At 73.2% G+C, this 21,047-nt stretch carries 18 protein-coding genes and 1 tRNA gene; 10 read left to right on the top strand and 9 right to left on the bottom strand.

All coding sequences use genetic code 11. The annotated features are described in order from the left end of the window. Nucleotides 1-8: 8 nt before the first annotated feature. A complete protein-coding gene (locus tag C7C46_RS15905) occupies nt 9-1,742 on the bottom strand; it encodes a chitinase (RefSeq protein ID WP_110670131.1) in 1,734 nt (577 codons plus the stop codon). Between the two features lie 412 nt (nt 1,743-2,154). Here C7C46_RS15905 and C7C46_RS15900 point away from each other — a divergent pair, with 412 nt between their 5' ends. After that, entirely contained in the window at nt 2,155-3,642 is a 1,488-nt protein-coding gene (locus tag C7C46_RS15900) for a carboxyl transferase domain-containing protein (protein WP_110670129.1), read from the top strand. A gap of 123 nt (nt 3,643-3,765) precedes the next feature. After that, nucleotides 3,766-4,755: an NAD-dependent epimerase/dehydratase family protein gene (locus C7C46_RS15895; protein WP_110670127.1), complete on the top strand. Its 990-nt coding sequence runs from the start codon at nt 3,766-3,768 to the stop codon at nt 4,753-4,755. Here the strand turns inward: C7C46_RS15895 and C7C46_RS15890 are convergent. After that, nucleotides 4,749-5,225 (bottom strand): ATP-binding protein, encoded by a 477-nt coding sequence (locus tag C7C46_RS15890; protein ID WP_181442376.1) that lies wholly within the window; start codon nt 5,223-5,225, stop codon nt 4,749-4,751. The two genes, C7C46_RS15895 and C7C46_RS15890, sit on opposite strands and share 7 nt — an antisense overlap. 142 nt (nt 5,226-5,367) lie before the next feature. On the opposite strand from C7C46_RS15890, the gene C7C46_RS15885 reads away from it, so the two are divergent. The 4 genes from C7C46_RS15885 (at nt 5,368) to C7C46_RS15870 (ending at nt 11,083) form a co-directional block, all read left to right on the top strand. Continuing rightward, nucleotides 5,368-6,741: an NsdA family TPR-like regulatory protein gene (locus tag C7C46_RS15885; protein ID WP_110670123.1), complete on the top strand. Its 1,374-nt coding sequence runs from the start codon at nt 5,368-5,370 to the stop codon at nt 6,739-6,741. Nucleotides 6,742-6,817: 76 nt separating this feature from the next. Then, entirely contained in the window at nt 6,818-8,080 is a 1,263-nt protein-coding gene (locus C7C46_RS15880) for a permease (RefSeq protein WP_110670121.1), read from the top strand. A gap of 25 nt (nt 8,081-8,105) precedes the next feature. After that, a complete protein-coding gene (locus C7C46_RS15875) occupies nt 8,106-9,281 on the top strand; it encodes a winged helix DNA-binding domain-containing protein (protein ID WP_110670119.1) in 1,176 nt (391 codons plus the stop codon). A gap of 152 nt (nt 9,282-9,433) precedes the next feature. Continuing rightward, nucleotides 9,434-11,083: a glycoside hydrolase family 27 protein gene (locus C7C46_RS15870; protein WP_110670117.1), complete on the top strand. Its 1,650-nt coding sequence runs from the start codon at nt 9,434-9,436 to the stop codon at nt 11,081-11,083. Between the two features lie 70 nt (nt 11,084-11,153). Here C7C46_RS15870 and C7C46_RS15865 read toward each other — a convergent pair. Both C7C46_RS15865 and thrS read right to left on the bottom strand, forming a co-directional pair. After that, nucleotides 11,154-11,224, bottom strand: a tRNA-Cys gene (locus C7C46_RS15865). Nucleotides 11,225-11,425: 201 nt separating this feature from the next. Further along, nucleotides 11,426-12,661 carry a threonine--tRNA ligase gene (gene thrS / locus C7C46_RS15860; RefSeq protein WP_281278549.1) on the bottom strand — a complete coding sequence of 412 codons (1,236 nt, stop codon included), beginning with the start codon at nt 12,659-12,661 and terminating at the stop codon, nt 11,426-11,428. Between the two features lie 162 nt (nt 12,662-12,823). On the opposite strand from thrS, the gene C7C46_RS15855 reads away from it, so the two are divergent. After that, entirely contained in the window at nt 12,824-13,516 is a 693-nt protein-coding gene (locus C7C46_RS15855; protein ID WP_110670113.1) for an RraA family protein, read from the top strand. A 72-nt stretch (nt 13,517-13,588) separates the two neighbouring features. Here the strand turns inward: C7C46_RS15855 and C7C46_RS15850 are convergent, their stop codons facing one another. Continuing rightward, nucleotides 13,589-14,149, bottom strand: coding sequence for a DinB family protein (locus C7C46_RS15850; RefSeq protein ID WP_110670111.1), 561 nt, complete (start codon nt 14,147-14,149; stop codon nt 13,589-13,591). Between the two features lie 175 nt (nt 14,150-14,324). On the opposite strand from C7C46_RS15850, the gene C7C46_RS15845 reads away from it, so the two are divergent. Beyond that, on the top strand, nt 14,325-15,110 hold the full coding sequence (locus C7C46_RS15845; RefSeq protein WP_110670109.1) for a 3-hydroxybutyrate dehydrogenase: 786 nt from the start codon (nt 14,325-14,327) through the stop codon (nt 15,108-15,110). Nucleotides 15,111-15,202: 92 nt separating this feature from the next. Then, entirely contained in the window at nt 15,203-16,564 is a 1,362-nt protein-coding gene (locus C7C46_RS15840; protein ID WP_110670106.1) for an MFS transporter, read from the top strand. Between the two features lie 67 nt (nt 16,565-16,631). On the opposite strand, the gene C7C46_RS15835 is transcribed toward C7C46_RS15840, so the two are convergent. From C7C46_RS15835 to C7C46_RS15825, 3 genes are all read right to left on the bottom strand, one after another. Further along, nucleotides 16,632-18,254 (bottom strand): IPT/TIG domain-containing protein, encoded by a 1,623-nt coding sequence (locus C7C46_RS15835; RefSeq protein ID WP_146259102.1) that lies wholly within the window; start codon nt 18,252-18,254, stop codon nt 16,632-16,634. Between the two features lie 273 nt (nt 18,255-18,527). Continuing rightward, a complete protein-coding gene (locus C7C46_RS15830; RefSeq protein WP_110670102.1) occupies nt 18,528-19,169 on the bottom strand; it encodes a hypothetical protein in 642 nt (213 codons plus the stop codon). Between the two features lie 144 nt (nt 19,170-19,313). Beyond that, entirely contained in the window at nt 19,314-20,069 is a 756-nt protein-coding gene (locus C7C46_RS15825; protein WP_181442375.1) for an SDR family oxidoreductase, read from the bottom strand. A gap of 89 nt (nt 20,070-20,158) precedes the next feature. On the opposite strand from C7C46_RS15825, the gene C7C46_RS15820 reads away from it, so the two are divergent. After that, the gene (locus C7C46_RS15820) at nt 20,159-20,539 is read left to right on the top strand and encodes a RidA family protein (protein ID WP_110670098.1); all 381 of its coding nucleotides are present in this window, start codon (nt 20,159-20,161) and stop codon (nt 20,537-20,539) included. Between the two features lie 13 nt (nt 20,540-20,552). Here the strand turns inward: C7C46_RS15820 and C7C46_RS15815 are convergent, their stop codons facing one another. Next, complete coding sequence (locus C7C46_RS15815; RefSeq protein ID WP_110670217.1) at nt 20,553-21,047, bottom strand: hypothetical protein; 495 nt, start codon at nt 21,045-21,047, stop codon at nt 20,553-20,555.

Genomic DNA, 21,047 nt, shown 5'->3' with positions numbered 1-21,047 from the left:
CGTGCTGACTAGCCGAAGTAGCTGTGGAAGTTGGTGGCGAACTCGTTGTTGCTGTACTTGTCCCAGTTGATCGACCAGGTCATCAGCCCGCGCAGGGTGGAGTGGGTGCCGCCGCGCAGCGCGTAACTGCCGCAGTTGCTGCCCTTGGTCAGGCAGTCCAGCGCCTGGTCGACCGCGGCCGGGGCCACGTAGCCGTTGCCCGCATAGCTGTCGGCCGGCATGCCGATCGCCACCTGGGACGGGGCCAGCGCCGGGAACATGTTGCCGGTGTTGCCCGCCACCGGGAAGCCGGTCAGCAGCATGTCGGTCATCGCGATGTGGAAGTCCGCGCCGCCCATCGAGTGGTACTGGTTGTCCAGGCCCATGATGGAACCGGAGTTGTAGTCCTGGACGTGCAGCAGGGTCAGCGAGTTGCGCAGTGCGTAGATCACCGGCAGGAAGGCGCCGGCCCGCGGGTCCTGGCCGCCGAACGGGCCGGAACCGTAGTACTGGTAGCCGAGTTGGACGAAGAAGGTCTCCGGGGCCATGGTCAGCACGAACTTCGAGCCGTACTTGGCCTTGAGGGTCTGCAGCGCGGAGATGGTGTTGACGATCACCGGGGTGGTCGGGTTCTTGAAGTCGGTGTCACCGGTGTTCAGCGAGAGCGAGTGGCCCTCGAAGTCGACGTCCAGGCCGTCCAGGCCCCACTTGTCGATGATCGCGGAGACCGAGCTGACGAAGGCGTCCCGGGCCTGGGTGGTGGTGAGCTGCACCTCGCCGTTCTGACCGCCGATCGAGAGCAGGACCTTCTTGCCCTTGGCCTGCTTGGTGGCAATCGCGGCCTTGAAGTCGGCGTCGCTCTCGACGGTCGGGCACTCGCTGACCGAGCAGCGGTTGAAGTGGATGTTGCCGGAGGTCACCGAGTCGGGCTCGCCGAAGGCGAGGTCGATGACGTCCCAGGTGTCCGGCACGTCCGCCATCCGCATGTAGCCGGCGCCGTTGGCGAAGCTGGCGTGCAGGTAGCCGACCAGCGCATGGGTGGGCAGGCCGCCGCCGGGAGGCGGGGTGGTGGTGGGGCTGGGGGTCGGCGTGGGTGTCGGGGTGGGCGTGGGCGTGGGGGTGGGGGTGGGCGTGGGTGTCGGCGTCGGGGTCGGGGAGGTGCTCGGGTTGCCCGGGCCCGCGAGCGAGACGTCGTCCGCGTAGTAGGTGCCCTGTCCGTACCACCCGTGCAGGAAGACCGTGGCGCTGGTCTGGTTGGCCGCGGTGGTGAAGCTGACCGAGAGCTGCTGGTAGCCGCCGCCGGTGCTCGGGGTCCAGGTGCTGGTGCCGCCGTTGACGCCCAGGTAGACGTACGCGCCGTTGACGTAGGAGCTCAGCGTGTACGCGGTGTTCGGCTGCACCGTGACGGTCTGCGTGCACTGCGCGTTGTCGGCGGAGCTCGCCGCCCCCGCGAGGGCGTAACTGCCGCTGTGTGCATGGCCGGTGACCACGCTGCCGGTGCCGCCGGAGCAGCTCCAACCGGTCAGCGTGCCGGTCTCGAAGCCGCCGTTGACCAGGTACTCGCCGGCCGCAGCGGTGCCGGCCAGGCCGACGGTGAGGCCGACCGCGCCGGCGATGGTGACCGCGCAGGCGGTGCCCAGCGCGGCGAGTTGGCGCCGGGCGCGGGGGCGGGGTCGGGCGGTGCCGGATTCGGCACTGGGGGATTCAGTGGTCCGGGATCCGGCGCGCGGGCGCGGCCGACCGGCTCTGTTGAGACTGCGCATGTGGGGATGCTCCTGCCTCGGACTGTCTCACGTGGGGGAAGACCACCCCCGGGACAGGGCAGGACGGGACCCCGGCACCGGCCCCGGACTGGTCCAGACCACTGAACCGGTCTGGACCAGTCCGTGTCAATGCTTCCAACTGACGCGGATTCCCCTGACGGCAGGTCAGGCCGGATGCCCGCCGCTCAGCTCTTGGTGCGCGCGCAGTGCCGGGCTGCCTCGGCCGAGCAGGTGCAGGAAGTCGGCCGCCAGGACGGGGCGGATCGCACCGTGCGTGAGGACCGCGTTGCGCGCGTCGCGTGCGGGTGGACCCGCGCTGAGGTCCGGCCGGCGGAGCGCTGGAGCCGGGGCAGTGTGATCGATTCGGGGGTTGTCCCCGGTGTCCGGGTGCCCGAAGACTGGTCACGTGGACATGACGCCCTCGACGCCCGCCCGCCCCGCGGCCCTGGTCTTCGCGGACCAGGTGCTGGACCCCGACTCGTTCCGCAGCTGGGACGCGCCGCCGGTCTACGACCGCTCCGCCACCCCCTACGACGCGGACCTGGCCCGGGCCCGGGCCCGCAGCGGGGCCGACGAGGCCGCCCTCACCGGGGAGGGGACCGTCGGCGGACACCGGGTGGCGGTGCTGCTGAGCGAGTTCACCTTCCTGGCCGGCTCGATCGGCACCGCAACCGCAGCCCGGCTGCTCGCCGCCGTCGAACGGGCGACGGCCGAACGGCTGCCGCTGCTCGCCTTCCCCGCCTCCGGCGGCACCCGGATGCAGGAGGGCACGCCCGCCTTCGTCCGCATGATCGCGATCGCCAACGCCGTCACCGCGCACAAGGCGGCCGGGCTGCCGTACCTGGTGCACCTGCGGCACCCCACCACCGGCGGGGTGCTGGCCTCCTGGGGCTCGCTCGGGCAGTCCACCACGGCGGAGCCGGGCGCCCTGGTCGGGTTCCTCGGGCCGCGGGTGTACCAGGCGCTGTACGGTGCGCCTTTCCCGGAGGGGGTACAGCAGGCGGAGCACCTGGAACGGTTCGGCACGGTGGACGCGGTACTGGAGCCGGGCGCGCTGCGGGAGCGGTTGATTCCGGCGCTGGGGATCCTGACGTCGCCTCAGGCCGGCGCTGCTCCGGCTGCGGCTGACCTGGTGTCACCCCCACCGGTGGGCGAGCCCGCCTGGCGGTCCGTCACGCTGACCCGCGATCCAGGCCGTCCCGGGCTGGCCGAGCTGCTGGCGCAGGCCGAGGCGGTGGTGCCGCTGTCCGGCACCGGGGCGGGCGAGCGGGACGACGCGTTGCGGCTGGCGCTGGCCCGGCTGGACGGGGTCAGCTGCGTGGTGGTCGGCCACGACCGGGCGGCGGCAGCCGCGCACGGGCCGGTGGGACCGGGCGCGCTGCGCACCGCACGGCGCGGCATGCGGCTGGCCGCGGAGCTGCGGCTGCCGCTGCTGACCGTGATCGACACCCACGGCGCGGTGCTGAGCCAGGCGGCCGAGGAGGGCGCGCTGGCCGGGGAGATCGCCCGCTGCGTGGCGGCGCAGAGCACGGTGCCCGTCCCGGTGGTGACCCTGCTGCTCGGCGAGGGTGCGGGCGGTGCGGCGCTGGCGCTGCTGCCGGCCGACCGCGCGCTGGCGATGGAGCACGCCTGGCTCTCGCCGCTCCCGCCGGAGGGCGCCTCGGTGATCCTGCACCGAACCCCCGACCTGGCCCCGCAGCTGGCGGACCAGCAGCGGATCAACGCCGCGCAGTTGCTGCGGGAGGGCGTGGTGGACCGGATCCTCCCGGAACCGGCGGACGAGGACGCAGCGGACTTCACCCGCCGCGTGGTGGGCGTGCTGGCCGACGAGCTGCGGCTGGCGGCAGGCCTGGCAGTACCGGGGGCCCGGCTCGACCGGTTCCGCGCACTGGGGGGCTGAGAAACCTGGAACTGAAGGGGCGGGTCAGGGTGGAGCGGCCCGGGAGCGGGTTCAGCTGACGGCGATTGCGCTGAGAGCGTCGCGGGGTTCCACCGGGCGCGACCGGCGGGCAGAGTCGGTCGCATGAGACTCCTGATCCTCGGCGGCACCGAGTTCGTCGGCCGCGCCTTCGCCGACGAAGCCCGCTCCCGCGGCTGGGAGGTGACCGTCTTCCACCGCGGCCGCCACCCCGCCCCCGCACACGTGACCGTCCTGCACGGGGACCGCACCGCGCCCGACGGGCCGGCCGCTCTCGAGGCCGGCGAATGGGACCTGGTGGTGGACACCTGGCGGGGCGCGCCGGTCCACGTCCGTCGGGCCGCCCGGCTGCTCAAGGAGCGCGCCCGCCACTACACCTATGTCTCCAGCCGCTCCGTCTACGCCTACCCCGCCGCGCCCGGCCTGGACGAGGACGGCCCGCTGGAGCCCGGCGACCCCGACTCCACCGACACCGCCTACGCGGGTGCCAAGCGCGGCGGCGAGCTGGCCGCGCTCGCGGAGTTCGGGGACCGGGCGCTGCTGGCCCGGGCCGGCCTGGTGCTCGGGCCGGGCGAGAACGTGGGCCGGCTGCCCTGGTGGCTGAACTGGGTGGCGCGCGGCGGCGACGTACTGGCGCCCGGGCCGCGCGAGCTGCCGATCCAGTACATCGACGCCCGCGACCTGGCGATCTGGTGCCTGGAAGCGGCCGCCGAGGGGCGCAGCGGCGCGTACAACCTGGTCAGCCCGCGCGGACACGCCACCATGGGCGAACTGCTCGAGGCCTGCGTCGAGGCCACCGGTGCCGGGGCCGAACTGCGCTGGGTGGAGCCGGAGCTGCTGACCGCGGCGGGTGTCGAGCCGTGGACCCAGCTGCCGATCTGGATCCCGCCGGGCGAGCTGCACTCCATCATGCACCAGGCGACGGTGGCCAAGGCGGTGGCGGCCGGTCTGACGTGCCGACCGCTGGCCGAGACCGTCGCCGACACCTGGGCCTGGCAGCGCGAACTGCCTGGCCGGCAGCCCGCGGGCACCGAGCACTCGCCCACCGGGATCACCCCGGAGCTGGCCGCCGAGTTGCTGAGCCGGGGTCACTGACGGGCAGTCAGCTCCCGGGCACGTGCTGCCGCGCCGGTCGAGCCCGCCGACCCGGCCGCCCCCGCGGCCGCCGGGTCCGGCGCGAAGCCGAAGTGCACCACCTTCCCGCGGTCGGCGGGCCGCCAGCCCCAGCCGCCCGCCAGCGCGTCCACCAGCACCAGGCCGCGCCCGGAGGGCAGTTCGTCGCCCGCCACCAGCGGCACCGGCGGGTGGGGGGGGCGGTCGGCGACTTCCACCAGTAGCAGCCGACCGCTCCAGCTCACCGTCACCTCGCACTGGCCGCCCCCGTGTTCGAGCGCGTTGGCCACCAGTTCGCTGGTGCACAGCCGCAGGTCCTCCAGCGTGTCCCGGGAGAACGGCAGCCGCCAGCGCGCGGCCGCCGCGACCACCCGGTCGCGGGCCCTGCGGACGGCCCCGGCACCGGCGGTGACGGAAAATTCGTCCCGCTCGGGACGGTACTCGCGCTCCATCTCGGCATCTCCTCGGCGAACCGGGGGCGGACGAGGTGCACGCTCCTCCCCCACGACTGATACACAGTCAACCGACTTACGCCGACGAAGAGAACGGTCCATGCTGGACTGAGTCGTGAATGACGTGAATCACGGGGGAGCCATGGCACGCACGCCGAACAGAGAACTCGCCGACCTACTGGCCGAGGCCCGCTGGGGCAACGACCAGCTGGCCCGGGCGGTCAACCGGATCGGCCGGGAGACCGGCCTGGAACTGACCTACGACCACTCCGCGGTCTCGCACTGGCTCAAGGGCGTGCGCCCGCGCGCAGCCGTCCGGCCGGTGATCGCCGAGGCCTTCGCCCGCCGGCTCGCGCGGCCGGTCACCTCGCAGCAGGCCGGCTTCGGTGCGGCCCCGGCCGGCCGGGCCGAGGGCGGCACCCAGTCGGCGCAGTCGGCGCTGGCCGACCTGTCGGACCTGGTCAGGGACGACATGGACCCGTCCCGCCGCAGCATGCTGGCCGCCGGACTCTACTCCGCCGCGATGCTGGTGCCCGGCTACACCGAACTCGCACACCGGTTGGACGGCGCACGCGCGGAGGTGCGCGCCGGGCGCACGGTGCGGATCGGGGAGAGCGAGGTCGAGACGGTTCGCGCGATGACCGAGCGGATCGCCGCGATCCTGGACGAGCTCGGCGGCGGCCACGCCCGCCCGATGAGCGCCGCCTTCCTGGCCAACACCGTGATGCCGTGGCTGAGTGCCGACGGCACCCCTGCGGTGAAGAAGTCGATGCTGGCCGCCGCCTCCGACCTGGTGTACCTGACCGGCTGGATGGCGATGTACGAACGAGCGCACGGCCTGGGCCAGCAGTACTTCGGCGAGGCGCTCAACCTGGCCCAGGACGGCCAGGACCACGTGACGTACTGCCGCACCCTGCGCGGCATGTCGCTGCAGGCCGCCAACCTCGGCTACGGGCCGCGTGCCCTGGAGTACGCGGACGCCGCCGCCGAGTGCGCGCCCGCCGCCGGCCCCAGGCTCACCGCCTTCCTGCGCGGCCAGCAGGCGCACGGCGCCGCCCTGGTGCACGACCAGCGCCTGGCCTTCACCCGCCTGAACCAGACCGAGGCGGCGCTGGCCAAGGCCGACGGCCGCAACGACGCGGTGGGCGGCTACGACTGGGCGGCCTACCACTTCCACGTGAGCAGCGTGCTGTACGCGCTCGGCGACCTGCCCAGGTCGATCCAGGCCATGCGCCAGTCCAACCGGGTCCGCCCGGCCAACGAGCGCCAGGGCCGGCTGCACGCCAACGGGGTGCTGGCGTCCCGTCAGTGGGAGCTGGGCCACGTGGAGGCGGCCGCCACCACCTGGCACGAGTTCCTGAACGACTACACGACGCTGTCCACCGCGCGCGGCGACGAGCACTTCGACGTGCTGCGGCGCAGCGTGGCCACGCAGTCGGGCAGCCGGGTGGTGCGGCGGCTCGGCGAGCGGGTGCGCGAGGTGGGGCGGCAGAAGACGGCCACGGCGACGGTCTGACCGAGGAAGGTACCCCCCGGGGGTATAACATAGGCGGCGTCGCTCACCCACCCCCAGGAAAGCGGAGGCCGACGCCATGGACGCGATCCGACACGCCCTCTCCATCACCGGCTCGATGACCTGGCAGATCACCTGGGCGCTGATCCTGGGCTTCCTGCTCTCCGCGATCGTCCAGGCGGTGGTGCGCAGGTCCACCGTGGTCCGGCTGCTGGGCGACGACCGGCCGCGCACCCTGGCCGTCGCCTCGCTGCTCGGCGCCGCCTCGTCCTCCTGCTCGTACGCCGCGGTGGCGCTGGCCCGCTCGCTCTTCCGCAAGGGGGCGAACTTCACCGCGGCGATGGCCTTCGAGATCGCCTCCACCAACCTGGTGGTCGAGCTCGGCGTGATCCTGGCCCTGCTGATGGGCTGGCAGTTCACCGCGGCGGAGTTCGTCGGCGGGCCGGTGATGATCCTGCTGCTGGCCCTGCTGTTCCGCCTCTTCCTGCGGTCCAAACTGCTGCGCGAGGCCCGGGAGCAGGCCGACCGGGGGCTGGCCGGGTCGATGGAGGGGCACGCCGCGATGGACATGTCGGTGGCGGGCGAGGGCCCGCTCGGCCGCCGACTGCTCTCCCCCGCCGGGTTCACCGCCACCGCGCACGTCTTCGTGATGGAGTGGGCGGCGATCCTCAAGGACCTGGTGGGCGGCCTGCTGATCGCCGGAGCGATCGCCGCCTGGGTGCCGGACAGCTTCTGGCACTCGTTCTTCTTCGCCGGGCACCCGCTGGCCGGCAAGCTCTGGGGACCGCTGGTCGGGCCACTGGTGGCGGTGGTCTCGTTCGTCTGCTCGATCGGCAACGTGCCGCTGGCGGTGGTGCTCTGGAAGGGCGGGATCAGCTTCGGCGGCGTGGTCGCCTTCATCTTCGCGGACCTGCTGATCCTGCCGATCCTGAACATCTACCGGAAGTACTACGGGCTGCGGATGGCCGCCTTCCTGGCCGGCACCTTCTACCTGGCGATGGTGCTGGCCGGGTACCTGGTGGAGTTCCTCTTCGGCGGCCTGGGACTGGTACCGGACCAGCGCGACGCGACGGTGCCGATGGAGGGGATCAGCTGGAACTACACCACCTGGCTGAACATCGTCTTCCTGCTGCTGGCCGGGGTGCTGGTGGTGCGGTTCCTGCGCACCGGCGGCCGGGCCATGCTGCGAATGATGGGTGGCTCCCCGGACACGGACCACAGCGGACACGCGGGGCATACGGACCACAGCGGGCACGACGGGCACGCGGGGCACGGCCCGCATGAGGGACATGGCGCGCCCGAGGGGCATGAGGGACACCACCAGCACCACGACCACCACTGACACACCCTCAAGCTACCCTCGCGCCATGCCTCCTCTCCTGGTCACCGACGAAGAGCGCCGGTCCCGGCTCGGCCGCCGCCACCTGCTGGCGGCGGCCGACCGGGTCACCGGTGTGCCGCAGGTGGCGGACGCCCTGGTCGGCCTGCACGCCACCGACGCCGCCACCGTCTACCTCAGTGCCTGCGCCCGCCTCGCCGAGCCGTCGGCGCAGGCGGTGGACCGGGCCCTGTACGAGGACGTCTCGCTGGTCAAGCTGCTCTCGATGCGGCGCACCATCTTCGCGGTGACCGAGGAGTTCGCCCCGTACGTCAGCTCCTCCACCGCCAGGGCGATCGCGGCCAAGGAGCGCGCCACCCTGATGAAGCACCTGGTGGAGGGCGGCGAGGGCTGGACCGAGGCGCGGCTGGCCGCGACCGAGCGCGCGGTGCTGACCGCCCTCGGCGAGCGCGGTGAGGCCACCACCAGCCAGCTCGCCGAGGATGTCCCCGCGCTGCGCGAGACCATCCTGATGGCCCCGGGCAAGCCGTACGAGGCGCGGCAGAGCATCGGCAGCCGGCTGCTGCGGCTGCTCGCCTCGGACGGGCACGTGCGCCGCTGCCGCCCGCGCGGCTCCTGGCTGAGCAGCAGTTATCCCTGGGCGCTGGTACCGCAGTTGCCCGATCTGCCGGTGCGCGAGGCCAAGGCCGAGGTGGCCCGGCGCTGGCTGGCCTCGTTCGGCCCGGCCACCGAGACGGATCTGAAGTGGTGGACCGGCTGGACGCTGGGCGACACCCGCAAGGCGCTGGCCGACCTGGCGGCCATCCGGGTCGAGCTGGCCGGCGGGGTGGCAGGGCTGGTGCTGCCCGGCGACGAGGAGCCCGGGGCGGCTCCTCCGCAGCCGTGGGCCGCGCTGCTGCCGTCACTGGACCCGACCATGATGGGCTGGCGGGAGCGCGGCTGGTACCTGCGCCCGGAGGACGTGCCGGCCCTGTTCGACCGGGCGGGCAACGCCGGGCCGACCGTCTGGTGGAACGGCCGGGTGATCGGCGGCTGGGCGCAGCGGGCTGACGGCGAACTGGTCTGGCGCCTGTTCACCGACCCCGGCGCCGAGGGGCGGGCGGCCGTCGAGGCGCAGGCCGAGCGGCTGTCCGGCTGGCTCGGTGCGGTCCGGGTGACACCGCGGTTCCGGACTCCGCTGGAGCGCGAGCTGAGCTCTTCGTAGACTGACCGGCCAGGCGCGCTGCGACCGAGGCCCCCTCGGCCGCGGGTGGTGAATCCGGTGTGCACGAAGATCCCCAACTGCTACGCTGACGCCGCACTTTGTGGATATTTGACGCATCTTCACAATGCCGCATCCATTTCAGGGGAGAATTGATGCACATTCGCCAGGCAGCCAGCTCGCTGCTGCGCCGCAAGGCCGCAGCGGTGGCCGTCCTCGCCCTCGTGGTGCCCGCGGTGCCCGCCGTCGCGCTGGCCACCGCGCCGGTCGCCGCCGCCGCCGCGCCGGACAGTACCGTGGCCACCACCCCGCAGCTGGGGTTCAACACCTGGAACGCCTTCGGCTGCGCCCCGGGGGTCGACGGCAAGCCCGGTCCCACCGAGGCGCTGATCAAGTCGACCGCCGATGCCATCCACAGCAACGGGATGCAGGCCGCCGGCTACACCTACATCAACATCGACGACTGCTGGATGACCCACGACCGGGACGGCAACGGGAACCTGGTCGCCGACCCGGCCCGGTTCCCGGACGGGATCAACGGCGTCGCCGACTACGTCCACTCGCTCGGCCTCAAGCTCGGCATCTACGAGTCCGCCGGCACCATGACCTGCCAGCAGTTCCCCGGCAGCCTGGGCCACGAGGGCCAGGACGCCAACCTGTTCGCCGCCTGGGGCGTGGACTACCTCAAGTACGACAACTGCTACAACAACGGCGTTCCCTCGCGGCAGCGCTACACCGCGATGCGCGACGCGCTGGCCGCCACCGGCCACCACATCCTGTACAGCATCTGCAACTGGGGCGAGGACTCGCCCTGGATCTGGGGCGCCGCGACCGGTAACTCCTGGCGCACCACCGGCGACATCAACGCCAGCTACGGCAGCATGCTGTCGATCTTCCACGCCAACGTGGGCCTGGGCGCCTGGGCCGGTCCGCACCACTGGAACGACCCGGACATGCTCGAGGTGGGCAACGGGATGTCCGCCATCGAGGACCGCTCCGAGTTCAGCCTCTGGTCGATGATGGCCGCGCCGCTGATCGCCGGCAACGACTTCGGCAGGACCAGCCCCGACGCGCTGGCCACCCTGACCAACGCCCGGCTGATCGCGGTCGACCAGGACTCGCTGAGTCAGCAGGCGCACCTGGTCGACGCCGCCGGCGGGCTGGACGTGCTGGCCAAGCCGCTGGCGGGCGGTGACGTGGCGGTGGCGCTGTTCAACGAGGGCGGCAGCACCGCGACCATCTCCACCAGCGCGGCCGCGGTCGGCAAGACCGGCGCCGCCTCCTACGGCCTGACCGACCTGTGGAGCGGCGCCACCAGCTCCACCACCGGTGCGATCAGCGCCTCCGTCCCGGCCCACGGCACCGTCGTCTACCGCCTCTCCGGCGGCAACGCCACCGCGCTCAACGCCGGTGTGCTGAACGGGGCCGGCAGCGGCAAGTGCCTGGACCAGCCGCACGGTGACACCAACCCCGTCACGGGCGTGCAGCTGCAGCTCTTCACCTGCAAGGGCAGCACCAACCAGGTCTTCACCCGCACCGCCGCCAACCAGATCACCCTCTACACCGGCGCGGCCACCCTCTGCCTGGACGCCTTCAACAACCAGACCACCGCAGGCACCAAGGTGCAGACCTGGACCTGCAACGGGCAGACCAACCAGCAGTGGAAGTTCAACGCGGACGGCAGCATCACGGGCGTGCAGTCAGGCCTGTGCCTGGACGCGACCGGTGCCACCACCACGGACGGCACCCTGCTGGAGCTGTGGACGTGCAACGGCGGCAGCAACCAGAAGTTCACGCTGAGCTGACCAGCAGGCCCGGCGCGAGGGCCGGTCGGTCCGGGGATTCCCCCGGCCGACCGGCCCTCGTCGTTTCCTGAGGTGGAGACAGGATTCGAACCTATGTGCACGGCATTGCGGGCCGTTGCCTCGCCCCTCGGCCACTCCACCCAGTGGTACTGCCTGCCGGAATCGATCATGCCGCAGCCCGCCGTGCCTGGCTTCAACGGCGCCGACGAAGTCACCCGCTCGGCCCAGGAAGGGGGCTCGCCTGGGCAGCGGCGCGAACTTTGATGGCGTCTCAGGTACCGCACACTCAGCACCGCAGTGCCGCTGGCCACGGGCACCGCAGCCGCTCGGCCCGACTGCGCGTCAGTGCGGCCACAGCTCGGCGCGCTGGTCGGCGACCACCGCGCCGAGCTCGGCCAGCACCCGCTCCACCGGCAGCGGTTCGAGCCGCCGGCCGTCGCGCAGCCGTAGGGCCGCCGCACCGTCCGCCGCCTCCTTGGCGCCCAGCACCGCCTGGTAGGGCACCAGGCGGTGCTCCCGGATCCGGGCGCCCAGGCTGCCCTCGCGCGGGTCGGCCAGCTCGGCCCGCAGGTCCAGCTCCCGGGCCCGGGCCAGCAGCGCCCGCGCGGCCGGCAGTTGCTCCTCGGAGACCGGCAGCACTGCCAGCTGGACCGGGGCCAGCCAGGCCGGGAACGCCCCGCCGTGCTGCTCGATCAGCTGGGCCACCGCCCGCTCCACGCTGCCGATGATGCTGCGGTGCACCATCACCGGTCGGTGCTTGGCGCCGTCCGGTCCGACGTAGTGCAGGTCGAACCGGGCCGGCTGGTGGAAGTCGACCTGGACGGTGGACAGGGTGGCCTCCCGGCCCGCGCTGTCGGTGATCTGCACATCGATCTTCGGACCGTAGAAGGCGGCCTCGCCCTTCGCGCGCTCGTACTCGATGCCCAGCCCGTCCAGCGCCTGTTCCAGCAACTCGGCCGAGCGGCGCCACAGTTCGGGGTCGGCCACGTACTTGGCCCCGTCCCCCGCGAGCGAGAGCCGGTAGCGGACCGGCCCGATGCCCAGCGCCCGGTGCGCCCGCCGGATCAGCTCCAGCGCGCCGCGCGCCTCCTCGGCCACCTGCTCGACGGTGCAGAAGATGTGCGCGTCGTTCAGCTGGATGGCCCGCACCCGGGTCAGCCCGCCCAGCACCCCGGACCGCTCGGAGCGGTACATGCCGCCCAGTTCCGCCATCCGCAGCGGCAGTTCGCGGTAACTGCGGGACCGGGAGCGGAACATCACCGCATGGTGCGGACACAGGCTCGGACGCAGGACCAGCTCCTCCTCGGCGCCCAGCTCCATCGGTGGGAACATGTCCTCGCGGTAGTGCGCCCAGTGGCCGGAGAGTTCGTAGAGTTCGCGTTTGCCCAGCACCGGCGAGTACACGTGCTGGTACCCGGCCCGGCGCTCCTCGCGCCGGATGTACTCCTCCAGGCTGTGCCGGATCGCGGCCCCGGCCGGCAGCCAGTACGGCAGGCCGGCGCCGATCAGCGGGTCGGTGTCGAAGAGCTCCAACTCGCGGCCGAGCTTGCGGTGGTCGGGCATGGCGTTCTCCCTCAAGACGTTCTGGGGGGCGAACGCCGCACAGCACGAAGCCCCGGGGCGTTCGCCCCGGGGCTTCGGACCAGGTCAGCAGTCAGCGCGCCGGGACGGTGTCCGGCGTCGTCGTCATGGCGATGCAAGCGCGCTTCATGCCGGCCACCGTACTGCTATAAAGCCGATATGGACAAGCGAATCGCCGAGCTGACCTGCGCCCACCTCGCCGATGCCTGCCTGCGGGCCGGCCTGCCCGTGCGCTGCGCGCCGGCCGGCACCCGGGCGCTGGTTCCGGGCACCCGCCTGGCCGGGCCGGTGCGGCCCGCCCGGCACGCGGGCAGCGTGGACGTCTTCCTGGAGGCGCTCACCCTGGCCGCCCCCGGCGAGGTGCTGGTGGTGGACAACGCGGGCCGGCTGGACGAGAGCTGCGTCGGCGACCTGGTCGCGCTGGAGGCCCGGGCGGCCGGGCTCGCCGGCCTGCTGATCTGGGGACTGCACCGGGACAGCGCCGACCTGCGGGCGATCGGCCTGCCCGTGTTCAGCCTCGGCTCGCTGCCCACCGGCCCGCTCGCCGCGCGCGAGCGGGCGGCGGACGCGCTCAGCGCCGCCCGGGTCGGCGAGTGGACCGCCACGACCGCCGACTACCTGGTGGCCGACGAGGACGGTGCGCTCCTGCTGCCCGCCGACCGGCTGCCCGAACTGCTGGAGCTGGCAGAGGCGATCCGCGACACCGAGCGACGCCAGGCCGAGCTGATCCACCAGGGCCGCCCGTTGCGCGAGCAGGTCGGCTTCGACGCCTTCCTGGCCGCGCGCGCCGCCGAGCCCGCGCTGACCTTCCGCGAGCACCTGCGCCGGGTCGGCGGCGCGATCGAGGAGTGACCCGCCGGCCGGTGACCTGCCGGCCCGTGGCCGCCGGTCACCGGCCGGCGTGGTCCGGGTGGCCCGCCCCGGTCAGCCCGCCCGCTCGCCGGTGACGTCGTACAGGTGGTGCACCGGGTCGTGCAGGAAGTACTGCGCGAAGGTGGCGACGGTGAAGCGGGCGCCGTCGGAGCGGCCGCCGGTGCGCTGCCACTGGTCGTCGGCGACCTGCTCGAAGGCGGCGGCGATCCGCTCGCCGGCCTCGGCCAGCTCGGGGCCGACCAGGGCCGGGTCCTGCTCGTGGTAGCGCTCGGCCAGCGCGGTCTCGTCCTGGTCCCAGCTGGGGAAGAGCGGGCCGTCCTGAGTGAGCATCAGGTCCAGCCGGTAGGCGAAGAGGCGGAACACGTCGCGCACGTGGCAGGCGTACTCGAGGGCCGACCAGGTGGCCGGGTCGGGCCGCCGGGCCAGCGCGGCGGGGTCGCCGGCCAGCAGCGCGGCCCAGGCGGCGGCGTTGGCCCGCACCAGCGCGGGCACCTCGGTGGGGGGCACGGCCGGGGTGTCCAGGCCGCAGTCGGGGCAGGCCCGCTCCAGTACCCAGGTCCAGTCCTTGGTGTCCGCGACGATCGCGTCGGTGGTGTGCTCTGCGCTGTCCATGGGCCCAAGCCTGCCGGTCGGCGCCCCCGGTCGGCCAGTGGCGGCGGTGCCACCTTCCATCAAGATCCCGCCAGCGCGTCGGGCGGGATATGGCGGTGGCGCCCACAGACCGCGCGGGTTTAGTGGTCCCGGCTCACATGGGTGTCGGGCGCCGCGCTCCTTACCGTTTCGGCCCATGGAGAGCACCGAGTCAACAGCCCAGCCCGCCGCCCCGGTCCTGGAGCTGGCCGGCCGCACCGCGCTGGTCACCGGCGCGGCCGGCGGCATCGGCCGGGCCTGCGCCCAGACCCTGGCGGCAGCCGGCGCCCGGGTCTACGTGGTGGACCTGGCCGCCGAGGCCGCGGCGGCGCTGGCGGCCGAGATCGGCGGCACCGCCGTGCCGGTTGACCTGGCCGACCCGCAGGCCGTGGAAGCGCTGCCCGCCGACGCGGACATCGTGGTCAACAACGCCGGGCTGCAGTACGTGGCGCCGCTGCACGAGTTCCCGGTGGAGAAGTTCGCCCTGATCCAGCGGGTGATGGTGGAGGCGCCGTTCCGGATCCTGCGCCGCACCCTGCCGCACATGTACCAGCAGGGCTGGGGCCGGGTGGTGAACCTCTCCTCGGTGCACGGCCTGCGGGCCAGTGCCTACAAGGCCGCCTACGTGACCGCCAAGCACGCCCTGGAAGGGCTCAGCAAGGTGGTCGCGCTGGAGGGCGCGCCGCACGGCGTGACCAGCAACTGCGTCAACCCGGGCTACGTGCGCACCCCGCTGGTGGAGCGCCAGCTCGCCGACCAGGCGGCCGCCCACGGCATCCCGGTCGAGCAGGTGCTGACCCAGGTGCTGCTGGAGCGCCCCGCGATCAAGCGCCTGATCGAGCCGGACGAGGTCGCCCAGGCGGTGCTCTGGCTCTGCTCCGCCGCCGCCGGCTACATCACCGGCACCTCGCTCACCATGGACGGCGGCTGGACCGCCCACTGACTTCCCGTCACTCACCCCGCCGCTCACCCGGCAGCTCACCCCCGGTACTCCCCCCGGGTACTCCCCCTCCCCACCCCCAGGACGGTTCCCGCATGTCCCGCTCCCTCAGCCGCGTGGTCGGCGCCAGCCTGATCGGCACCACCGTCGAGTGGTACGACTACTTCCTCTACGGCACCGCCGCCGCCCTCGTCTTCGGCAAGGTGTTCTTCCCGCACAGCGACCCGCTCACCGGCACCCTGCTCGCCTTCGTCACCTACGCGCTCGGCTTCGCGGCCCGCCCGCTGGGCGCCCTGGTCTTCGGCCACTACGGCGACCGGATCGGCCGCAAGCGACTGCTGGTGCTCAGCCTGCTGCTGATGGGCAGCGCCACCACGCTGATCGGCGTCCTGCCGACCTACAACCAGGTGGGCGTGGCCGCCCCGGTGCTGCTCACCGTGCTGCGCCTGGTCCAGGGCTTCGCGCTGGGCGGCGAGTGGGGCGGCGCGGTGCTGCTGGTCTCCGAGCACGGCGACCAGCGCCGGCGCGGCTTCTGGGCCTCCTGGCCGCAGGGCGGCGCGCCCGCCGGCAACCTGCTGGCGGCCGGGGTGCTCTCGCTGCTCACCGGGGTGCAGTCGGAGCAGCAGTTCCTGGCCTGGGGCTGGCGGGTGCCGTTCCTGCTCTCGGCGGTGCTGGTGCTGGTGGGCCTGTGGATCCGGCTCGGGGTGGACGAGTCCCCGCTGTTCAAGCAGGCGCTGGCCGCCGCCAAGGCCCGCGAGGAGCAGAGCCGGGCCGAGGCGACGCCGCTGCTGGCGGTGCTGCGCGACCACTGGCGGGACGTGCTGATCGCGATGGGCGCCCGGCTCGCGGAGAACATCTCGTACTACGTGATGACCACGTTCGTGCTGGTGTACGCGGTGTCGCACGCGCACTTCCACAAGCAGAGCGCGCTCAACGCGGTGCTGATCGGCTCGGCGATCCAGTTCGCGCTGATCCCGCTCTTCGGCGCGCTCTCCGACAAGGTGGGCCGCAAGCCGGTGTACCTGGTGGGCGCGGCCGGGGTGGGGGCCTGGGCGTTCGCCTTCTTCCGGCTGGTGGACGCGCACTCCTTCGGCGAGCTGGTGCTCGCGGTGACGGTGGGCCTGGTCTTCCACAGCGCGATGTACGCCCCGCAGGCGGCCTTCTTCGCCGAGCTGTTCGGAACCCGGGTGCGGTACTCCGGCGCCTCGATCGGGGCCCAGTTCTCCTCGGTGGCCGCCGGTGCGCCGGCCCCGCTGATCGCCACCGCGCTGCTCAAGGACTACGGCAGCGCGACGCCGATCGCGGTGTACGTGGCGCTGGCGGCGGTGCTCACCCTGGCGGCGGTGGCCTTCGCCCGGGAGACCCGGGGCCGGGACCTGGCGGCGGTGGCGGCGAGCTCCGGCGCGGCGGGCGCGGCCCGGGCGGCCCGTGCCGACGTGGCGGCGGCCGATGCCTGACGCGGTATACGGCGAGCGGGCCCTGCCGGGTGCACCCGGCAGGGCCCGCTCGCCGTTCGACGGTGCGCTACGAGCAGGTGATGGCGAGTGAGGTGACGCCCGAGCACTTGCGGTGGTCGCTGTCGTCGGCTGCCACCGGGTCCGCCGGGGCGCTTGCGGTGCGGGTGGCGGTGAGGGTCACGTTGATCCCCAGCAACCCGACCGGGACGGTGAAGTGCCGCACCACCGACGCGCCGTTGGCCAGCGCTCCGGTCGCGCAGCTGAGCTGACCCGCCGTCACCGTGCAGTCCGTGCTGGTGGCCCGGATGCCGGCCGGCAGCGGGATCTGCACCGTGCCGGAGGTGCCGGCCGCCGGACCGTGGTTGGTGACCGTGACGGTGTAGTCCAGGTGCGCCCCGAGCAGCGCCGGGTGCGCGGTGACGCCCAGGGCGACCGACAGGTCGGCAGTCGGCACCACGTACCCGAAGTGGTCGCCGGCCACCGCCGCGCTGGTCCCCGCCGCGGTGGTGACCCGCACGTCCACGGTGCTGGCCGGCTCCGCGGGGGCGGTGGCGGTGCACGAGGTGGCGGTGCAGGAGAAGGCGGTGGCGGGCACGGTACCGAAGATCACCGCGGTGGCGCCGAACAGCGCGCTGCCGGTGATGGTGACCTGGGTGCCGCCGGTGGTGAACCCGGAGGCCGGGCTGACCGCCGTGACCTGCGGGACCGGGGTGAGCAGCGAGACCATGCCGCCGCCCAGTACGTAGGCGTGCTGCAGGGCCGGGTCCAGCGCCACCGCGACCGCGCCGGCCGGCACCGACAGGGTGCCGGCGACGGTCAGGGTGGCGGTGCTCAGCACGCTCACCGTGTGGTCGGCGGCGTTGGCCAGGTAGACGTAGGCGCCGTCGGTGCTCGCGGCCACGCCCAGCGGCAGGCCGCCGACCGGCACGGTGGCGGTCACGGTGCGGGTGGCGGTGTCCACCACGGTGAGGGCGTTGCCGGCGCCGTCCGTGACGTAGACCTTGGACCCGTCCGGCGCCAGGGCGAGCGCGAAGGACTGCGGGCCGACCGCGACGGTGGCCACCGGGCTGTCGCCCGCGGTGCGGTCCAGCACCGTCAGGGTGTCGCTGAACGGGCTGACCACGTAGGCGTAGTGGCCGTCCGCGGCGATCGCCAGGCCGGCCGGGTAGGCGCCGACCTGGTCGGTGCGGACCACGGCGGAGGAGGCGGTGTCCAGCACGGTGACGGTGGTGTCGCCGTTGTTGCTGACCAGCAGTTGGCCGCCGTCCGGGCTGAGGGCCAGACCCTGCGGCTGGTTGAAGCCGCTCAGGGTGGCGGTCACCGTGCCGAAGGCGGTGGTGATGACGTCGACCGTGTTGTCGCCCTTGTCGGCGACGTAGAGACGGCTGCCGTCCGGGCTGACCGCCAGGGCCACCGGCTGGGCGCCGACCGGCACGGTGGCCAGTACCTTGGCCGCGGCGGTGTCCAGCACGCTGACCGTGTTGTCACCGGAGTTGGCGGTGTAGAGCCGGCTGCCGTCGGCGGACAGCACGGTGGCGATCGGATCGCTGCCCACCGGCACGGTGGCGGTCACGGCGGTCGGCGGCGCGGCCGCCGACACCGGGGTGGCCACGCTGGTGGACACCAGCAGCAGGGCCGCTGACGCGACGAGTGCGGCGGGTAGGCGCCGGACTCGGCGAGTGGTCTGCATGATCGTCAATTCCCCTCCCAGGAGCGACCGTTTGGCCGCTGCGAAGGCTAGATCACGGAGGTGTCCGAGAACTGGGGAATCGTTGAATTCTCACGCCCTGCAATGTAGTTCGAGTGCAGTTGGGTTGCCGTTGGCGCTCCTGCGGCCCCGGGCGGGCCACCGCGTCGGGCTGACCCGAAGGGGGCGCGCAGAGTTGGTCACGCGCCCCGGGTGTGCGCGGGAGTTCTGTCCACGTCCGCGGCTCGGCCGCTCGGGCACTCGGGCACTCGGGCACTACCGGGGGTCGGGCCGGTCCACGTTCCAGTGCCGGACCACCTGGCAGATCCAGGCGTCCTCGTCGCCGACCGGGATCAGCGAGAACCGGCTGATGGTGCGCTGGCCGCCCTCGGCGTCCCCGTAGAGCAGGTCGACGTTGACCCGGGTGCGGTTCTTCACCGGGTCCAGCAGGGCCAGGAAGTCCGGGTCCTGCGGGTCGCGCAGCGCCGAGTGCCAAAAGCCGGTGTCGCCCGGGGCCACGTAGAGGTCGCGGGCCTGGCGGCGGAAGTCGGCCGGGTCGGCGTGCTCCGTCTGGTGGTACGTCTCCGGGCCCGCCGGCCACCACCCGTGGATCACCCCGAGGCCGGGCCCGATGTTGCGGAGCGAGGCGGCCAGGTAGAGGTTGTCGTCCACGATCCGCAGGTAGCCCCTGCTGCCCGTCAGGTGGCACGCGTGCCCGTCCATCCAGATCAGCTTCTGACTCGGCGCCTCCAGCGGGGAGCCGACCAGCAGCGGGCGCAGCGAGGCCAGCACCGCGCGCTCGGCGGAGAGCGCGGCCCGGTCCGCCGAGCGGATCGAGGCGAACGAGGCCCCCGCCAGCACCAGGGTGCCGCCGGCCGTGGCCAGGGCGGAGATGTTCGCCCAGTCCCAGCTAGCCATGGGCAGCCCCCGCCTCCGGTCCGATGGTCATATCGCGCAACATGGGGGGCAGCCTAGAGGACTGCGGCTGCCCTCAGCTCGAGTGCTCACATGTCAGGCACCTGCGACCCGGCCACCTGGCACCCGGCAGTTGCCCCCTGCCGCTCAGAACATGGCCCCGTTGGCCCGGACCGTCTGCCCCGAGACCCAGCCCGCCTCGGCACCGACCAGCCAGCCCACCACCGGCGCGATGTCCTCGGGCTGCCCGAGCCGCCCGCGCGGGCTGTGGTCGGTCGCGGCGGCGATCGACTCCGGGGTCTCCGCCTCGCGATAGGAGTCGGTATCCACCGGCCCCGGGGCCACCGCGTTCACCGTGATGCCGCGCGCGCCCAGCTCCTTGGCCGCCGCCAGCACCATCCGCTCCACCGCCGCCTTGCTGCCCGAGTACAGACCGTACGTGCCGGTCATCACCGAGGTGAGGGTGGTGGAGATGATCACGTACCGCCCGTTGTCGGCCAGCGAACGGGCAGCCGCGCGCAGGGTGAGGAAGGCGCTGCGGGTGTTGGCGCCGATCATCCGGTCGAAGTCCTCGTCGGTGGTCTCGGCGATCGCCTTCTTGAGCACCATGCCGGGGGTGTGCACCACGATGTCCAGCCGACCGTGCCGGGCCAGCACCCCGTCGAACAGCTCGCCGACCTCCGCCGACACCGTGGCGTCGGAGCGCACCGCCTCGGCGGTCACCCCGTGCTTGCGCAGCGCGGCCACCGTCCCCTCCGCCGCCTCGGCGCTGCCCGCGTAGCTGATCACCACCGTGGCACCCCGGGCGGCGAGGTTCTCGGCGATCGCGGCACCCTGGTTGCGGCTGCCGCCGACCACGAGTGCGATCCTGCCAGTCAGGTCCCGGACGGGCTGCTCGGTCATGGCTCCCCCTGTTTTCCTACTTCTTGAAGCTTTTCCGATCACCTGACGGTGGATCATATCCACCAGCCCGCAACGGCGAAGGAGCCACAATGACCCGCGATACCGTCCACCATCCCGACCTCCCGGTGCACGGCCCCTACTCCCCCGCCGTGCGGGCGGGCGGCCTGCTCTTCGTCTCCGCCCAGACCGGCCTGGACCCCGCCACCGGCACCCTCCCACCCGGCGGCGCGGGCGCCGAGTGCCGACAGGCGCTGGCCAACCTCGCCACCGTGCTGGCCGCAGCGGATCGCAGCCTGGACTCCGTGGTGCGAACCACCCTCTTCTACACCGACCCGGCCGACCTCCCCGCGATCAACGAGGCCTACGCAGCCGCGTTCCCGACCACCCCACCGGCCCGCTCAGCCGCAGTGGTGGGCCTCGCAGGCGGCCGGCGGGTGTCGATCGACGCGATCGCGCTGGCCGCCGACTAGAGCCGCCCCCGATCTACCTGGGCGGCACCGGGCCCCCGGGCTCAGACCGTGACCCGGCGGACCGAGCCTGAGCGGGGCCGAGCACGGGATCGATCCCGGTCAGTAGTTCGTGCAGCTGACGGGCCCCTCGGGCAACGCGGTCGTCAGCGTCCTGGGACAGCTCCCCGCACAACCGGGTCACGTCGTCCCGGTCATCGGAGAAGATGCCGAAGACGTCGACGACTGCGGTGAGGATCCAGTCCCCGGGATTCGGGTCGGCGGCCGCCAGTGCGGACGCGACTGTCGCAAGTCCGGCCCGGTCCCTTCGCCGGAGCAGTGCTTCGGCGGTCGCCCTGGTGACGAAGGTGTCACCAGGGTCGAGCGGGAGCTCCAGCAACGGCCCACGGGCCTCCGGCATCTCGGCGAACCCTGCCAGGCCACCACCGGCATCCGCGCGGTCCCGGTAGTCGTGGCTCCCCCCGAGCTCGCCGAGCGCTACGACAGCGGCGAGCCGCAGCTCCCGTCTCAC

The sequence above is a fragment of the Streptomyces tateyamensis genome, assembly GCF_003205575.1.
GTDB lineage: Bacteria > Actinomycetota > Actinomycetes > Streptomycetales > Streptomycetaceae > Kitasatospora > Kitasatospora tateyamensis.
The sequence above is the reverse complement of the archived record's forward strand: the minus strand, read 5'-3'. Positions and strand labels throughout refer to the sequence as shown.

Bases quoted from the DNA above. Each gene is read 5' to 3' on its own strand.
- C7C46_RS15905 (WP_110670131.1), bottom strand. From the start codon at position 1,742: ATGCGCAGTCTCAACAGAGCCGGTCGGCCGCGCCCGCGCGCCGGATCC.
- C7C46_RS15900 (WP_110670129.1), top strand. From the start codon at position 2,155: ATGACGCCCTCGACGCCCGCCCGCCCCGCGGCCCTGGTCTTCGCGGAC.
- C7C46_RS15895 (WP_110670127.1), top strand. From the start codon at position 3,766: ATGAGACTCCTGATCCTCGGCGGCACCGAGTTCGTCGGCCGCGCCTTC.
- C7C46_RS15890 (WP_181442376.1), bottom strand. From the start codon at position 5,225: ATGGAGCGCGAGTACCGTCCCGAGCGGGACGAATTTTCCGTCACCGCC.
- C7C46_RS15885 (WP_110670123.1), top strand. From the start codon at position 5,368: ATGGCACGCACGCCGAACAGAGAACTCGCCGACCTACTGGCCGAGGCC.
- C7C46_RS15880 (WP_110670121.1), top strand. From the start codon at position 6,818: ATGGACGCGATCCGACACGCCCTCTCCATCACCGGCTCGATGACCTGG.
- C7C46_RS15875 (WP_110670119.1), top strand. From the start codon at position 8,106: ATGCCTCCTCTCCTGGTCACCGACGAAGAGCGCCGGTCCCGGCTCGGC.
- C7C46_RS15870 (WP_110670117.1), top strand. From the start codon at position 9,434: ATGCACATTCGCCAGGCAGCCAGCTCGCTGCTGCGCCGCAAGGCCGCA.
- C7C46_RS15855 (WP_110670113.1), top strand. From the start codon at position 12,824: ATGGACAAGCGAATCGCCGAGCTGACCTGCGCCCACCTCGCCGATGCC.
- C7C46_RS15850 (WP_110670111.1), bottom strand. From the start codon at position 14,149: ATGGACAGCGCAGAGCACACCACCGACGCGATCGTCGCGGACACCAAG.
- C7C46_RS15845 (WP_110670109.1), top strand. From the start codon at position 14,325: ATGGAGAGCACCGAGTCAACAGCCCAGCCCGCCGCCCCGGTCCTGGAG.
- C7C46_RS15840 (WP_110670106.1), top strand. From the start codon at position 15,203: ATGTCCCGCTCCCTCAGCCGCGTGGTCGGCGCCAGCCTGATCGGCACC.
- C7C46_RS15835 (WP_146259102.1), bottom strand. From the start codon at position 18,254: ATGCAGACCACTCGCCGAGTCCGGCGCCTACCCGCCGCACTCGTCGCG.
- C7C46_RS15830 (WP_110670102.1), bottom strand. From the start codon at position 19,169: ATGGCTAGCTGGGACTGGGCGAACATCTCCGCCCTGGCCACGGCCGGC.
- C7C46_RS15825 (WP_181442375.1), bottom strand. From the start codon at position 20,069: ATGACCGAGCAGCCCGTCCGGGACCTGACTGGCAGGATCGCACTCGTG.
- C7C46_RS15820 (WP_110670098.1), top strand. From the start codon at position 20,159: ATGACCCGCGATACCGTCCACCATCCCGACCTCCCGGTGCACGGCCCC.